Source organism: Pseudomonas sp. 22082 (assembly GCF_052046055.1).
Lineage (GTDB): Bacteria > Pseudomonadota > Gammaproteobacteria > Pseudomonadales > Pseudomonadaceae > Aquipseudomonas > Aquipseudomonas pharyngis.
This window is the reverse complement of the sequence record NZ_JBQEQB010000002.1, coordinates 394,428-409,228: the sequence shown is the minus strand read 5'-3', so window position 1 is coordinate 409,228 and position 14,801 is coordinate 394,428. Positions and strand designations below refer to the sequence as shown.

General features: G+C 60.9%; 12 protein-coding genes and 1 riboswitch. Of the genes, 8 read left to right on the top strand and 4 right to left on the bottom strand.

The annotated features are described in order from the left end of the window. The first annotated feature begins 126 nt into the window (after window positions 1-126). A riboswitch (cobalamin riboswitch) is annotated at window positions 127-347 on the top strand. 120 nt (window positions 348-467) lie between these two features. The 4 genes from ACTJK9_RS04330 to cobM all read left to right on the top strand — a co-directional run bounded on the left by ACTJK9_RS04330 (window position 468) and on the right by cobM (window position 2,626). Then, entirely contained in the window at window positions 468-665 is a 198-nt protein-coding gene (locus tag ACTJK9_RS04330) for a CbtB domain-containing protein (protein WP_007959524.1), read from the top strand. 11 nt (window positions 666-676) lie between these two features. Continuing rightward, window positions 677-1,378, top strand: a complete 702-nt coding sequence (locus tag ACTJK9_RS04325) for a CbtA family protein (RefSeq protein WP_085610454.1) — start codon at window positions 677-679, stop codon at window positions 1,376-1,378. Continuing rightward, entirely contained in the window at window positions 1,375-1,788 is a 414-nt protein-coding gene (locus tag ACTJK9_RS04320; protein WP_440812400.1) for a cobalamin biosynthesis protein, read from the top strand. Before ACTJK9_RS04325 ends, ACTJK9_RS04320 begins: the two co-directional genes overlap by 4 nt. A 91-nt stretch (window positions 1,789-1,879) precedes the next feature. Continuing rightward, a complete protein-coding gene (cobM, locus tag ACTJK9_RS04315; RefSeq protein ID WP_440812397.1) occupies window positions 1,880-2,626 on the top strand; it encodes a precorrin-4 C(11)-methyltransferase in 747 nt (248 codons plus the stop codon). Window positions 2,627-2,770: 144 nt separating this feature from the next. Here the strand turns inward: cobM and nfuA are convergent, their stop codons facing one another. The 3 genes from nfuA to ACTJK9_RS04300 form a co-directional block, all read right to left on the bottom strand. Continuing rightward, window positions 2,771-3,355, bottom strand: a complete 585-nt coding sequence (gene nfuA / locus ACTJK9_RS04310; RefSeq protein WP_007959519.1) for a Fe-S biogenesis protein NfuA — start codon at window positions 3,353-3,355, stop codon at window positions 2,771-2,773. A gap of 91 nt (window positions 3,356-3,446) precedes the next feature. After that, entirely contained in the window at window positions 3,447-4,448 is a 1,002-nt protein-coding gene (locus tag ACTJK9_RS04305) for an acyltransferase family protein (RefSeq protein ID WP_440812394.1), read from the bottom strand. A gap of 59 nt (window positions 4,449-4,507) precedes the next feature. Further along, window positions 4,508-6,802: a fatty acid cis/trans isomerase gene (locus tag ACTJK9_RS04300; RefSeq protein WP_440812391.1), complete on the bottom strand. Its 2,295-nt coding sequence runs from the start codon at window positions 6,800-6,802 to the stop codon at window positions 4,508-4,510. A 158-nt stretch (window positions 6,803-6,960) separates the two neighbouring features. Between ACTJK9_RS04300 and metH the strand changes: the two genes are divergently transcribed. Both metH and ACTJK9_RS04290 read left to right on the top strand, forming a co-directional pair. Further along, complete coding sequence (gene metH / locus ACTJK9_RS04295; RefSeq protein WP_440812389.1) at window positions 6,961-10,671, top strand: methionine synthase; 3,711 nt, start codon at window positions 6,961-6,963, stop codon at window positions 10,669-10,671. A 112-nt stretch (window positions 10,672-10,783) separates the two neighbouring features. Beyond that, entirely contained in the window at window positions 10,784-11,002 is a 219-nt protein-coding gene (locus ACTJK9_RS04290; protein ID WP_007959515.1) for a DUF2970 domain-containing protein, read from the top strand. Window positions 11,003-11,007: 5 nt separating this feature from the next. Here the strand turns inward: ACTJK9_RS04290 and ACTJK9_RS04285 are convergent, their stop codons facing one another. Continuing rightward, complete coding sequence (locus tag ACTJK9_RS04285; protein ID WP_440812386.1) at window positions 11,008-12,081, bottom strand: ABC transporter substrate-binding protein; 1,074 nt, start codon at window positions 12,079-12,081, stop codon at window positions 11,008-11,010. 525 nt (window positions 12,082-12,606) lie between these two features. Between ACTJK9_RS04285 and ACTJK9_RS04280 the strand changes: the two genes are divergently transcribed. Both ACTJK9_RS04280 and ACTJK9_RS04275 read left to right on the top strand, forming a co-directional pair. Then, on the top strand, window positions 12,607-14,265 hold the full coding sequence (locus tag ACTJK9_RS04280) for a nitrite/sulfite reductase (RefSeq protein WP_440812383.1): 1,659 nt from the start codon (window positions 12,607-12,609) through the stop codon (window positions 14,263-14,265). Beyond that, window positions 14,249-14,743 carry a DUF934 domain-containing protein gene (locus ACTJK9_RS04275; RefSeq protein ID WP_007959510.1) on the top strand — a complete coding sequence of 165 codons (495 nt, stop codon included), beginning with the start codon at window positions 14,249-14,251 and terminating at the stop codon, window positions 14,741-14,743. Before ACTJK9_RS04280 ends, ACTJK9_RS04275 begins: the two co-directional genes overlap by 17 nt. The last annotated feature ends 58 nt before the right edge of the window (window positions 14,744-14,801 follow it).

The following is a 14,801-nucleotide window of genomic DNA, read 5'->3' as shown; positions in this document are numbered from 1 at the left end:
TTTTTCTGGGCCGGCATTCCGGGCGTTTGGAAAAAGTGACCCGCCGTAAGGGCGGAACCCTAAGAAGCCGTTACCGCAGCAACGGATCTGCCCACAAAATTGACTAAATTCCCCAACCCATGCTCTCCTACACAACTTGTTACGGGTGCCCCTCACAGGGTGAAACGGGAAACCGGTGAATCATGTGCTTTACTCTAAAGCCATGTCAGTCCGGTGCTGCCCCCGCAACGGTAAGCGAGCGAAGCGTCAGATCCACTGTGCCCGCAGGCATGGGAAGGTGACGCTTGCAGGTCGGCAGACAGCCACCCCTCGTGAGCCCGGAGACCGGCCCGCAACACACAGTGCGCGATATCGCCACTGAACCTGACAAACCCGCGGTGGGCGGGCGCTGTTCGAACCTCTGCGTGCGCGGCCGCAGGGGTTTTCATGCGCTCTATTCACCCGCTGACATTCCAGAGGGAAGCGCCATGTCGATCATCAGCAGCACCGGCAGCAATTCGGACAAGATCTCCAGCACCACCACCCTGAGCCAACGCCTGACCGCCGCCGTCTGCGCGTCGATCCTCGGTGCGTGCCTGGTGTATTTCGCCGGTTTCTCGCACATCGAAGCGGTGCACAACGCTGCTCACGATACCCGCCACAGCGCTGCATTTCCGTGCCACTGAGACCTGACGACATGATCAAGCGTATTGCGCAGACCGCAGGTTTCACCGGCCTTCTGGCTGCCCTGCTCCTGACCTTGCTGCAAAGCTTCTGGGTATCACCGCTGATTCTGCAGGCCGAAACCTTCGAGAAAGCCGAACCGGTTGCCGAAGTTCACGAACACGCTGCCGGCACTGCCGCCCACACCCACGATGCCGAAGCCTGGGAGCCGGAAGACGGCTGGCAGCGCGTGGTGTCCACCACCGGCGGCAATCTGGTGGTTGCCGTGGGTTTTGCCCTGATGCTCGCGGGCCTGTATACCCTGCGTGCGCCGACCAAAACCTCGCAAGGCCTGCTCTGGGGCCTGGCCGGTTATGCGACTTTCGTGCTTGCACCGACCCTGGGCCTGCCACCTGAGCTGCCGGGCACCGCCGCCGCGGATCTGGCCTCGCGTCAGATGTGGTGGATCGGCACCGCCGCCTCCACCGCTGTCGGCCTGGCCTTGATCGTGTTCAGCCGTCACTGGCTGATGAAGATCCTCGGCGTGGCGATCCTTGCCGTGCCGCACGTGATCGGCGCGCCACAACCGGAAGTGCATTCGATGCTCGCTCCGGAAGCCCTCGAAGCTCAGTTCAAAATCGCTTCGCAGCTGACCAACGTCGCGTTCTGGTTGGCCCTGGGCCTGATCAGCGCGTGGTTGTTCCGCCGCAAAAGCGAAGGTCAGTACCAGGCATGACCGATGACAGCGCAGCGCCGACCTTCGTGGTCGGCCTGGGCTGCCAGCGCGGCTGCCCGGCCAGCACGCTGCGCGCCTTGCTTGATCAGGCATTACAGGCACATCGAATTGATCTGGAGAAGGTCAAGGCGCTGGCCAGCATCGACCTCAAGCGCGACGAACCTGGCCTGCAGGAACTCGCCGCCCAACTGGCGCTGCCATTGCTGTATTTCAGCAGCGAAGAACTGGTCAGTTATCAGCAACGACTGAGTCATCATTCACAGATTGCCTTCGAACGCACCGGTTGCTACGGCGTGGCGGAAAGTGCCGCGCTGGCGCTCGCCGAACAGTTGATCAGCGGCCCGGCAAAATTGCTGATACCCCGGCAAAAATACGCCCAGGCAACTCTGGCATTGGCCGGCGCGGCGTAAATTCCCGATAATTCACGCTTTCGATCATGAGCATTCCTCATCTGAAGCGCTTGTGAAGCACCGCCCTGCCCCTTTTTTACAGGATCCAACGATGACCGTTTACTTCATCGGCGCCGGCCCCGGCGACCCGGAATTGATCACTGTCAAAGGCCAGCGGCTGATCCGCAGTTGCCCGGTGATCATCTACGCAGGTTCGCTGGTGCCGACGGCGGTGCTGGAAGGTCATTGCGCGGAAACCGTGGTCAACAGCGCCGAACTGCACCTGGAACAGATCATCGACCTGATCAAGACCGCCCATGCCAAGGGCCAGGACGTCGCTCGGGTACATTCGGGAGATCCGAGCCTGTATGGCGCCATTGGCGAGCAGATTCGTTATTTGCGTGAGCTGGATATTCCGTTCGAGATCATTCCCGGCGTGACCGCCACCGCCGCGTGCGCCGCGCTGTTGGGCGCTGAACTGACCCTGCCGGACATCTCGCAAAGCGTGATTTTGACCCGATATGCGGACAAGACCGCAATGCCGGTTGGCGAAGAGCTCGGCAGTCTGGCGCAGCACGGGGCGACCATGGCGATTCATCTGGGGGTCAATCATCTGGAGAAAATCCTGGCTGAGCTGCTGCCGCATTACGGCGCGGATTGCCCGATTGCGGTGATTCACCGGGCGACGTGGCCGGATCAGGACTGGGCGGTCGGGACGCTGGAGGATATTGCCGCGAAGGTTGCCGCCAAGGGGTTTCGGCGTACGGCGTTGATTCTGGTTGGGCGGGTGTTGGGTAGCGATCACTTTAGCGAGTCGTCGCTGTATCGCGCGGGGCATGCACATCTTTACCGCCCATGACGGCCCTTTCGCGAGCAAGTCCGCTCCCACATTCGATCGCATTCCAAATGTGGGAGCGGACTTGCTCGCGAAGGCTTCATTGAATCTCACGCATAAAAAAACGGCGCTCACGGGGCGCCGTTTTTTCATGCCGCAGCGAACACCTTAGTAGTAGGCGTTTTCTTTCTGCGTGTGGTCGGTCACGTCGCGAACGCCCTTGAGCTCCGGAATACGCTCGAGCAAGGTGCGCTCGATGCCTTCCTTCAGGGTCACGTCCGCCTGGCCGCAGCCTTGGCAACCGCCGCCGAACTGCAACACGGCAATGCCGTCTTCCACCACATCGATCAGGCTGACCTGACCGCCGTGGCTGGCCAGCCCCGGGTTGATTTCGGTTTGCAGGTAATAGTTGATGCGCTCGTTGATCGGGCTGTCGGCGTTGACCATCGGGACTTTGGCGTTTGGCGCCTTGATGGTCAGCTGGCCGCCCATGCGGTCGGTGGCGTAGTCGACGACGGCATCATCGAGGAACGCTTCGCTGAACGAGTCGATGTAAGCGGTGAAGCTTTTCAGCCCAAGCGCCGTATCTTCAGGTTTCTCTTCGCCCGGCTTGCAGTAGGCAATGCAGGTTTCGGCGTACTGGGTGCCAGGCTGGGTGATGAAAACGCGGATGCCGATGCCCGGGGTGTTCTGCTTGGAGAGCAGATCGGCCAGGTAATCATGGGCGGCGTCGGTAATGGTAATAGCGGTCATGGAGACTCCTCGCAGGCTTGAGGCGGAGTTTACGCCAATCGGCGCGCGGCACAAAGTCCTAGTATTTACGTAGGAATAGTTCGCAAATCGGCTAGGCGCCAGGTTCGCCGTCAATCCGCGCTTTAAGCCACTGATAACTGCGTTTTTCCACCCATTCGTAGCTCAGCCAGGAACCGATACCGATGGCCAGCGCACAGACAACAAACATCAAATACGGGTTGATCCCATAGCGTCGGGCCAGATAACCGCCGGCCGACAGCACCAGCACATGCATCAGATACACCGAGTACGAACAGTCGCCCAGCAGTTTGAGCAGCCTGTTGCGCTCGACGTAGCGCTCCAGCGCCATGCTGGCCATGACCAGCACCGCACTGGGCACGCCCCAATTCAGCAACCGGGGATCGGGCGGCAAGTAATAGATCGCCAGCAACGCCGCCCCGATCCCCAGCAACGGCAGCCAGAGCGCCGGTCCGATCCAGCCGCGGCGATAGAACATGCCGATACTGATCCCGAGCAGGAACTCATAAACGATGTCCGAGCGATAGAACTCGCTGACCCAGCCAAACCCGGTCCAGGCCTGGCACACCGCAAACAGCAGCGCCGCGACCACCAGCAAGCGCACTTGCAACCGAAACAACAGCGCCCAGGCGAACAACACGTAAAACAGCATCTCGTAATTCAGGGTCCAGCCGACATTCAGGGTCGGGTAGATCCCGTAGCCGCCGGGGTTTTCGGTCGGGATAAACAGCAACGACAGCAGCAAATGACTCCAGTCCAACGTCTGATCCGGCAGCAACGGCCGGGCGAATACCACCAACAAAGCCATCAGCACGGTGTAGAGCCAATACGCCGGGACAATCCGGAACAGTCGATACAGCAGAAACCGCGCGGGCGGCAGCGCCTTGCCTTCGGTGGACAGGAAAATCACCAGCCCGCTGATCACGAAAAAGATATCGACGCCCACCGCGCCTTTGTCGATGAACAGCTGACCTATCGGCCCGCGCGCCTCGAAGTCGAAGAAAATCTGCATGAAGTGATGGCAGACCACCGCCCATGCGGCGAGCGCTCGCAGGGCCTGCACTGAAATCAACATCAATGGCGCTCCCGATCCCGTACTTCACAGGATTGGGACAACCGCCATCGCTCAAACGATCAAAGATTCTCGTACCGGTTCATGTCCAGCACGCCCTCTTCCACCGGCTCGGTTTCGTGGATGTACTGGCTCAAATCGTGGAAATAGAACCAGAACTGCGGATGACTGCGGCGAATCCCCCAGCGCTCGACGACTTTCTCGAACTGCGCCGCGTCCTTTGCCCCTTCCATCGCATCGACAAACGCCGGCACCTGGTCTGCCGGAACGTTGAACATGAAATTCGGGTAGCTGCTGAGCACGCCCGGGTAGATCGTCAGCGTGTCCAGCCCCGGTTGATAGCGCAGCGATTCGCCGAGCAGGAACGCCACGTTGCTGTGGGCGCGGTTGCGCAGCAGGCTGTAGACCTCGCGCTTGCCGCTGCGGGTTTCAACCCGGAGCATGGTGGCTTCCGGCAATTGATCGATCACTTTCAGGCCCGCCGCCGGGCGCGAAGTCAGGCGACTCAGCGCCTGTTCGGCGTTTTGCAGCGCCGGGTCGATGTTCGGGCGCGAGCAGTAGGCGTCTTCGCAACGGTTGATCGGATCCGGACGCGCGTTGAGATCGCCGTAGCGCGCCAGCAATTGCATGGCGAAATCGCGTTTCGGGTCTTTCTCGTCGAGTTTCAGCGCGGTCGGCTTGTCATCGTCTATGGCTTCGTAATCGAGCCACATCTTGAACTGGCCGCTGCTCTGGTACCAATCGTCGAGGTAGCCTTCGCGGGAATCGGCGGGCATCAGGCGCAGGAAGTTCTGTTCGGCGCCGTTGCGGATCAGGTCGAAATACAAGCGCGTTTGCGCCTGATGGGAGACGTTGCCAAACACATCGAAATTCACTGCCAACTGGTAATAGGTGCGTTCCAGCAGCGGATAGTCGAACAGCCACAGGGTCTGCGGTACTTCGCCGATCAGGCCCTTGGTCACCGAAGCACTGTCGAAGTGGCGGAAGATGCTGAGCAAGGCGTTGTCGTTGCCGGCCCACAGGGTCGACCAGCTCGGCGCCGGCAGATCCGCATAGCTGTCACGGCGCAGGGCTTCATATTGGTTTCGCTTGTTGCGGTAGTTGTGCCACAGGCTCAGGACACTGCCGACATCGTCGTTCTGCCCCGGCATGGCCAGCAACGGCGTGGCCTGGCCGCGATAGTTCGGGTCGGTGATGTACAGGTCGTGTTCCGGGGCCTGGAACAGCGCCCAGAAGTTGTCGCGGATCACGTCGGTTGCGATCTGCCCACGGCACACCGGGCCACGAATGAAGGTGCGCACGAAGTATTCGGCATTATCGAGCATGAACTGATAACGCGCCTGCGCCGGGATCGCCTCGAAGGTCGCGAACGGGTTGGCCCGGCTCTGCGGCCCGTAACCCGGTAAGGCATTGACCTGCCAGTTGCCGTTGTAGAACAGGCTTTTGACCCGCGCCATCTTCGCCGCGCTCAGCGGATAAGTGATGTGGGTCTTGTGCACGATCACGCCCTGCACCGGCCACAGGCGGTAATACACCTGAGTACCCGGATCGTCGTTCGGGCGACGGGTGGCGATCAGATCGATTGGTTGCCCGGTCGGCGTGCGCGAGCGCACCCACTGGAAGTAATGCCCCGGCTCGCCGTCCTTGAAATAGATATGCGCCAGGAACCAGTGCTCGAACAGCCAGCGCCCGACCAGACTTTCCCGCGCGCCAGGCTGGTTGAGCAGATTTTCCCACTGGACGATCTGCATCGCTTCCTTGGCGCTTGGCGCCAGGCCTTGCTCATCGATCGGTGCGCCGGAAGCGAGCCAACGTTGCAGTGTCTGATATTGCTGATCGGTCAGCCCGGTCACCGCCAGCGGCATGCCCTCTTTCGGATGGGCGCCGGCATAGCCTTCGAACTCGGCGGGCATCGCGCACAGGTTTTCGCGGTTGAGCCCCAGCACAATGTCTTGCGGCAGTTTGGCGTTGGGGGTCAGCGGCGTTTTGTGTCCCAGCTCCAACATGCGCGCCATCAGTGCGGCCTGGCTGCCCTGGGCGTCGAGCACCGAGTAGAAGTCTTTCTGCTGCCAGGCCCGTTTGCCGAAGGCGTCATAGAACAGCCGCGTGGTCGGCGCCGCCTGGGTGCGTTCGCCATCGTAGACCGGCATCTTGCTCGCGCCCCGCGCTGCGCCTTCACCGCTGCCCAGGTTGAGCTGACAGGCAGAGTCGTAGCACGCATGGCAGGCCACGCACTTTTCGGTGAAGATCGGCTGGATGTCTCGGGTGTAGGAAATAGAAGAAGAAATAGCGGGACTTTGCGCCGCCGCGCCAAAGCTTAAAAACAGCAATGCAATGCTGATGACGCGGTACGACATGTCCCTGACCCTGATCCTGAAGAAAAACGCCGCGATTCTACCGTTATGACGCTCGTACCAACATGAGCGATATTCATGCAAAAGCGTCACATGCTCTAAAACCGCACAGGTTTGTTATGATCCCGGCCCTTCGTCATGGTCTTTTTCGAGTAGCCCCAATGTCCGATCGCAGCGTCCGCCTTCAAGCTCTCAAGCAAGCTCTCAAAGAGCGCATCCTGATTCTCGACGGCGGCATGGGCACGATGATCCAGAGCTACAAGCTCGAAGAGCAGGATTATCGCGGCAAACGCTTTGCCGACTGGCCGAGCGACGTCAAGGGCAACAACGATCTGTTGGTGCTGACCCGCCCGGACGTGATCGGCGGCATCGAGAAAGCCTACCTGGACGCCGGCGCCGACATCCTCGAGACCAACACCTTCAACGCCACGCAGATTTCCATGGCCGACTACGGCATGGAAGAACTGGTCTACGAACTCAACGTAGAAGGCGCCCGTCTGGCGCGCAAGGTCGCCGACGCGAAAACCCTCGAGACCCCGGACAAGCCGCGTTTCGTCGCCGGCGTTCTGGGCCCGACCAGCCGTACCTGCTCGCTGTCGCCGGACGTCAACAACCCAGGCTATCGCAACGTCACCTTCGATGAGCTGGTGGAAAACTACACCGAGGCCACCAAAGGCCTGATCGAGGGCGGCGCCGACCTGATCCTGATCGAAACCATCTTCGACACCCTCAACGCCAAAGCCGCGATCTTCGCCGTGCAAGGCGTGTTCGAAGAACTGGGCTTCGAATTGCCGATCATGATTTCCGGCACCATCACCGACGCCTCCGGCCGTACCCTGTCGGGCCAGACCACCGAAGCGTTCTGGAACTCCGTGGCCCACGCCAAACCGATTTCGGTCGGTCTGAACTGCGCCCTCGGTGCCCGCGAATTGCGTCCGTATCTGGAAGAGCTGTCGGACAAGGCCAGCACCCACGTTTCGGCGCACCCGAACGCCGGCCTGCCGAACGAGTTCGGCGAGTACGACGAACTGCCGGTGGACACCGCCAAGGTCATCGAAGAATTCGCCCAGAGTGGTTTCCTCAACATCGTCGGCGGTTGCTGCGGCACCACCCCGGGCCACATCGAAGCCATCGCCAAAGCCGTTGCCGGCTACGCGCCGCGGCAGATTCCGGACATTCCCAAGGCTTGCCGCCTCTCAGGCCTGGAGCCGTTCACCATCGATCGCAGCTCGTTGTTCGTCAACGTCGGCGAGCGGACCAATATCACCGGCTCCGCGAAGTTCGCCCGCCTGATCCGTGAAGACAACTACACTGAAGCCCTGGAAGTCGCCCTGCAGCAGGTCGAGGCCGGCGCCCAGGTGATCGACATCAACATGGACGAAGGGATGCTCGATTCGAAGAAGGCCATGGTGACCTTCCTCAATCTGATTGCCGGCGAGCCGGACATTTCCCGCGTGCCGATCATGATTGACTCCTCGAAATGGGACGTGATCGAAGCCGGCCTCAAATGCATCCAGGGCAAGGGCATCGTCAACTCGATCAGCATGAAAGAAGGCGTCGAGCAGTTCATCCACCACGCCAAACTGTGCAAGCGCTACGGCGCCGCCGTGGTGGTGATGGCGTTCGACGAAGCGGGCCAGGCCGACACCGAAGCGCGCAAGAAAGAGATCTGCAAACGCTCCTACGACATTCTGGTCAACGAAGTCGGCTTCCCGCCGGAAGACATCATCTTCGACCCGAACATCTTCGCCGTGGCCACCGGCATCGAAGAACACAACAACTACGCTGTGGACTTCATCAACGCCTGTGCCTACATCCGTGACGAGTTGCCGTATGCCCTGAGTTCCGGCGGCGTGTCCAACGTGTCGTTCTCGTTCCGCGGCAACAACCCGGTGCGCGAGGCGATCCACTCGGTGTTCCTGCTGTACGCCATCCGCGCCGGCCTGACCATGGGCATCGTCAACGCCGGTCAGCTGGAGATTTACGACCAGATCCCGCAGGAGCTGCGCGACGCCGTTGAAGACGTGATCCTCAACCGCACCCCGGAAGGCACCGACGCCCTCCTCGCCATCGCCGACAAGTACAAGGGCGACGGCAGCGTCAAGGAAGCCGAGACCGAAGAGTGGCGCGGCTGGGACGTCAACAAGCGTCTTGAGCATGCGCTGGTCAAGGGCATCACCACCCACATCGTCGAAGACACCGAAGAGTCCCGTCAGTCCTTCGCCCGCCCGATCGAAGTGATCGAAGGCCCGTTGATGTCCGGCATGAACATCGTCGGCGACCTGTTCGGCGCCGGCAAAATGTTCCTGCCCCAGGTGGTGAAATCCGCCCGCGTGATGAAACAGGCTGTGGCGCACCTGATTCCGTTCATCGAACTGGAAAAGGGCGACAAGCCGGAAGCCAAGGGCAAGATCCTGATGGCCACGGTAAAAGGCGACGTACACGACATCGGCAAGAACATCGTCGGCGTGGTACTCGGTTGCAACGGCTATGACATCGTCGACCTCGGCGTGATGGTGCCGGCCGAGAAAATTCTGCAGGTGGCCAGGGAGCAGAAGTGCGACATCATCGGCCTGTCCGGCCTGATCACCCCGTCGCTGGATGAAATGGTCCACGTGGCCCGCGAGATGCAGCGCCAGGACTTCCACCTGCCGCTGATGATCGGCGGCGCGACCACCTCCAAGGCGCACACGGCGGTGAAGATCGAGCCCAAGTACAGCAACGACGCGGTGGTCTACGTGACCGACGCCTCCCGCGCCGTGGGCGTGGCGACGCAGTTGCTGTCCAAGGAACTGAAGGCCGGCTTCGTCCAGAAGACCCGCGAAGAGTACATCGACGTCCGCGAGCGCACCGCCAACCGCAGCGCCCGTACCGAGCGTCTGAGCTACGCCGCCGCGATCGCCAAGAAACCGCAGTTCGACTGGGCCACCTACACGCCGGTCAAACCGACCTTCACCGGCACCCGCGTGCTGGACAATATCGACCTCAACGTCCTGGCCGAGTACATCGACTGGACGCCGTTCTTCATCTCCTGGGATCTGGCCGGCAAGTTCCCGCGCATCCTCGAAGACGAAGTGGTCGGTGAAGCGGCGACCTCGCTGTACAAGGACGCCCGCGAGATGCTGACCAAGCTGATCGACGAGAAATTGATCAGCGCCCGTGCAGTGTTCGGCTTCTGGCCGGCCAATCAGGTGCACGATGACGATATCGAGTTGTACGGCGATGACGGCAAGCCAATGGCCCGCCTGCATCACCTGCGCCAGCAGATCATCAAGACCGACGGCAAACCGAACTTCTCCCTGGCCGACTTCGTCGCGCCGAAGGACAGCGAAGTGACCGACTATGTCGGTGGTTTTATCACCACCGCCGGCATCGGTGCCGAAGAAGTGGCCAAGGCTTATCAGGACGCTGGCGACGATTACAACTCGATCATGGTCAAGGCCCTGGCCGACCGTCTGGCCGAGGCCTGCGCCGAGTGGCTGCACCAGCAGGTGCGCAAGGAGCACTGGGGTTACGCCAAGGATGAAGCTCTCGACAACGAGGCGCTGATCAAAGAGCAGTACTCCGGCATCCGCCCTGCTCCCGGCTACCCCGCCTGCCCGGATCACACCGAGAAGGCCACGCTGTTCGCCCTGCTCGACCCTGAGGCCCAGGAAATGCGCGCCGGTCGCAGCGGCGTGTTCCTCACCGAGCACTACGCGATGTTCCCGGCGGCAGCGGTCAGCGGCTGGTACTTCGCCCATCCGCAGGCGCAGTACTTCGCCGTGGGCAAGGTCGACAAGGATCAGGTGCAGAGCTACACCTCGCGCAAAGGCCAGGAACTGAGCCTGACCGAACGCTGGCTGGCGCCGAATCTGGGTTACGACAACTGATCCCGCTTCACGCGACGACACCCTGTGGGAGCCTGTTGGCTCCCACAGTTATTTCTGCGGCCTGAAAACGGTTGGCTATGCTTGTCTGACACACACGGCAGACGGGGGATTTATGGACGATCCAGTCGACAACAAGCCACCGACGTTCTGGCAGATGCTGCATAGCGTCATGGCGGCGGCGTTCGGGGTGCAGAGCGGCAAGAACCGGGCGAGGGACTTCACCCACGGCAAGCCCAGCCATTTCATCTTCTTGGGTATCGCGTTCACGGCGGTATTCGCCCTGACGCTGTTTGGCATTGTGCAACTGGTGGTGCATCTGGCGGGCGTCTGACGGCCCTAGTGCATCAGGGTCTGCAGATTGAACGGGTAGCGATACGAAACCGGGCGCCCTTTCGCCGAGAGCTTGCGAAATTGCACGCCGTAGTCCGGTGAGGCACCCATTGCAAGGATTCGGCGGGCATGATCCCTGTCGATCAGTTGCAGCAACGGAATCTGCCGATCCCGGCCGCCATACTGATTCAGATCGACGCCTTGCGCGTGATCATGCAGCTCGACCAGTGCCCAGCCACCCAAGGTGAAATGCCCGCCGAGCAACGCGCTCAGGCGTCCGTCGACCACCGCCTGCAAAGCTTCGGGCGAGGTGTTGACCGCGCTGAACAGCACGTCCTTGCCCGGCACCTTGCCGGCCTCGGACGCAGCACGCATCGCACCGAAGGCCATTTCATCATTGGCTGCCCATACCAATGAAACGTTGGGATAGCGGACCAGCAACTGCTTCGCCTGCTCGTAAGCCCGTTGCTGGGTCCAGCCGCCATAGACCAATTGCCGCAAACGTACCTGCGGATTCTCCGCCAGGGCCCGCTGCATGCCCTTTTCGCGCAATTGCGCCGATGGCGTGATCTTGAGGCCGGAAAACGCCAGCAGATCGATGCTTTCACCGGGCGCCACGGGCGGATGCAGGCGAATCAGCTCCTTCATCATCAGGTAGCCGCCCTCCTCGTCGTTGGGCACCAGGCTGCCGATGCGATCCGCGCCCTCTGTCACCAGTGCCTGCTGGTTGGACGTCAGTCCCGAGTTGACAATAAAAAGCTTCACACCACTGCCGTTGGCCAAGCGCAGAATCTGCGGTGCCACGTACTGTTCGTTGACGAACACCAGATAATCCGGGCGCTCAGGCCCCTGCAGGGCCAGTCGCGCTTGCGCCAGGGTCAGTTCCGGCTGGCGCTGGGCATAAAGGATGCGCAGGTCGATCCCCAGATCCCGGGCGGCAGCCTGCATGAATTGCGAGTAGCTGACCCAAAATGCTTCCTGCGTCGAGCCCGGATTCAGGAACAGCACCGACTCCGCACGCGCGCAGGTACCGAAAACCGCGCCGAACAGCAGCAGGCTGAGGTGAAGAAGCTTGAACATGAATCATCCGGGCCCAAGGAAAAATGGCCGCGCATTATAGCCATTGATCACCTGGCCTTTGGCGCTTGATCCCGCCTTTTGTCCGACAATCGTCGCAAGCGGGGCCCGGACGAGTCGTTTTACTGATGGCTGACCCAGAATACCGCCGTTCCAACGACCAGAATGATCAGGAACAGAATCGCCCAGGCATCGACGCTGCTATCGCTTTTCCTTGCTTTGGTTGGGTTGCTCATTGCATCGCCTCTTGTCGGTTTTATCGGTGATTGCAGAAAGACTCGACCACAGTTAAGACGATGATTGTCCGCACGACAAATGTGGTTTAGTTGACAGTGATTCTTGTTAGGCGATTTGGTTCTTTACATATACTCAAACATCACTTTTGCGCATAACTGCAAACGGGTATATTGCCCCGGCTCCGTCAGGGAGTGCGCGGCCGTGCGCGCAGAATTGCAGAGGAACCATCGGACTCCAGCAAGCGAAAACGCAGCGTTTTCCGAGTGGCCAAAGCCTGAGAACAGGACTTATATGTACGTATACGACGAGTACGATCAGCGGATCATCGAGGACCGCGTCAAGCAGTTCCGTGATCAGACCCGACGCTATCTGGCAGGTGAGCTGAGCGAAGAAGAATTCCGCCCCCTGCGCCTGCAGAATGGCCTGTACATCCAGCGTTTCGCGCCGATGTTGCGAGTGGCGGTGCCTTACGGCCAACTGACCTCGCGTCAGGTGCGCATGATGGCCAAGATCGCCCGCGACTATGACAAGGGCTACGCCCACATCAGTACGCGGCAGAACGTGCAGTTCAACTGGCCGGCGGTCGAAGACATCCCGGACATCCTCGCCGAACTGGCCACTGTGCAGATGCACGCCATCCAGACCAGCGGCAACTGCCTGCGCAACGTCACTACCGACCAGTTCGCCGGTGTTGCAGCCGACGAGTTGATCGACCCGCGTCCGTGGTGCGAAATCGTTCGTCAGTGGACCACGTTCCACCCGGAATTCGCTTACCTGCCACGCAAGTTCAAGATCGCCGTCAACGGTTCGACCTCCGACCGTGCGGCCATCGAAGTCCACGACATCGGCCTTGAGCCGGTACACAACGCTGCCGGTGAACTCGGTTTCCGTGTGCTGGTCGGCGGTGGTCTGGGTCGTACCCCGGTGGTCGGTGCGTTCATCAACGAGTTCCTGCCATGGCAGGACCTGTTGAGCTACCTCGACGCGATCCTGCGGGTGTACAACCGCTACGGCCGTCGTGACAACAAATACAAGGCGCGGATCAAGATCCTCGTCAAGGCGCTGACGCCGGAAGTCTTCGCTCAGAAAGTCGATGCCGAAATGGAACACCTGCGCGGCGGCCAGACCACACTGACCGAAGCCGAAGTGCATCGTGTGGCCAAACACTTCGTCGACCCGGACTACAAGGCGCTGGAAAACCAGACCGCCGAACTGGCCGCCCTCGACAAAGAGCATCCGGGCTTCGCCCGCTGGCGCACCCGCAATACCCTGGCACACAAGAAGCCGGGCTATGTGGCCGTGACCCTGTCCCTGAAGCCGACCGGCGTTGCACCGGGTGACATCACCGACAAGCAGCTCGACGCCCTCGCCGACCTGGCCGACCGCTACAGCTTCGGTCAACTGCGCACTTCCCACGAGCAGAACATCATTCTGGCCGACGTCGAGCAGAGCCAGCTGTTCACCCTGTGGGGCGAGCTGCGCGAGCAAGGTTTCGCCACGCCGAACATCGGCCTGCTGACCGACATCATCTGCTGCCCTGGCGGTGATTTCTGCTCCCTGGCCAATGCCAAGTCGATCCCGATCGCCGAATCGATCCAGCGCCGCTTCGACGACCTGGACTACCTGTTCGACATCGGTGAACTGGACCTGAACATCTCCGGCTGCATGAACGCCTGCGGTCACCACCACGTCGGCCACATCGGCATCCTCGGTGTGGACAAGAAAGGTGAAGAGTTCTACCAGGTTTCCCTCGGCGGCAGTGCCAGCCGAGACGCCAGCCTGGGCAAGATCCTCGGCCCTTCCTTCGCCCAGGAAGACATGCCGGACGTGATCTCCAAACTGATCGACGTGTACGTGGAACAGCGCACCGAAGACGAGCGTTTCATCGACACCTACCAGCGTATTGGCATCGACCTCTTCAAGGAACGCGTCTATGCAGCGAATCATTAAGAACAACGAGGTCGTCGACGAAACCTGGCACCTGCTGCCCAAGGATTTCAACATCGACGAAATCAGCAACTGCGACGACCTGATCGTCCCGCTGCAGCTGTGGCGTGAACACGCCCGCATGCTCAAGGCCCGCGATGGCGGTCTGGGTGTGTGGCTGGATGCCGACGAAGAAGCCGAAGAAATCGGTGACGACGTGAACGAGTTCCAGGTGATTGCCCTGAACTTCCCGGCGTTCACCGATGGCCGCAACTACTCCAACGCCCGCCTGCTGCGTGACCGCTACGGTTTCAAAGGTGAACTGCGGGCGATTGGTGATGTGCTGCGCGACCAGTTGTTCTACATGCGCCGTTGCGGTTTCGATGCCTTCGCCCTGCGCGCGGACAAAGACCCGTACGACGCCCTTGAAAGCCTCAAGGACTTTTCGGTGACCTATCAGGCCGCCACTGACGAACCGCTGCCGCTGTTCCGTCGCCGCTGACCGCCTGCCCCGGGCCCTTGTCGAAGGGCCCGGGGCCTCTGTTCAGTCCTATTTCGTT

Excerpts from the sequence above, each read along its gene's own strand:
- ACTJK9_RS04330 (WP_007959524.1), top strand. The coding sequence starts at position 468 with ATGTCGATCATCAGCAGCACCGGCAGCAATTCGGACAAGATCTCCAGC.
- ACTJK9_RS04325 (WP_085610454.1), top strand. The coding sequence starts at position 677 with ATGATCAAGCGTATTGCGCAGACCGCAGGTTTCACCGGCCTTCTGGCT.
- ACTJK9_RS04320 (WP_440812400.1), top strand. The coding sequence starts at position 1,375 with ATGACCGATGACAGCGCAGCGCCGACCTTCGTGGTCGGCCTGGGCTGC.
- cobM (WP_440812397.1), top strand. The coding sequence starts at position 1,880 with ATGACCGTTTACTTCATCGGCGCCGGCCCCGGCGACCCGGAATTGATC.
- nfuA (WP_007959519.1), bottom strand. The coding sequence starts at position 3,355 with ATGACCGCTATTACCATTACCGACGCCGCCCATGATTACCTGGCCGAT.
- ACTJK9_RS04305 (WP_440812394.1), bottom strand. The coding sequence starts at position 4,448 with ATGTTGATTTCAGTGCAGGCCCTGCGAGCGCTCGCCGCATGGGCGGTG.
- ACTJK9_RS04300 (WP_440812391.1), bottom strand. The coding sequence starts at position 6,802 with ATGTCGTACCGCGTCATCAGCATTGCATTGCTGTTTTTAAGCTTTGGC.
- metH (WP_440812389.1), top strand. The coding sequence starts at position 6,961 with ATGTCCGATCGCAGCGTCCGCCTTCAAGCTCTCAAGCAAGCTCTCAAA.
- ACTJK9_RS04290 (WP_007959515.1), top strand. The coding sequence starts at position 10,784 with ATGGACGATCCAGTCGACAACAAGCCACCGACGTTCTGGCAGATGCTG.
- ACTJK9_RS04285 (WP_440812386.1), bottom strand. The coding sequence starts at position 12,081 with ATGTTCAAGCTTCTTCACCTCAGCCTGCTGCTGTTCGGCGCGGTTTTC.
- ACTJK9_RS04280 (WP_440812383.1), top strand. The coding sequence starts at position 12,607 with ATGTACGTATACGACGAGTACGATCAGCGGATCATCGAGGACCGCGTC.
- ACTJK9_RS04275 (WP_007959510.1), top strand. The coding sequence starts at position 14,249 with ATGCAGCGAATCATTAAGAACAACGAGGTCGTCGACGAAACCTGGCAC.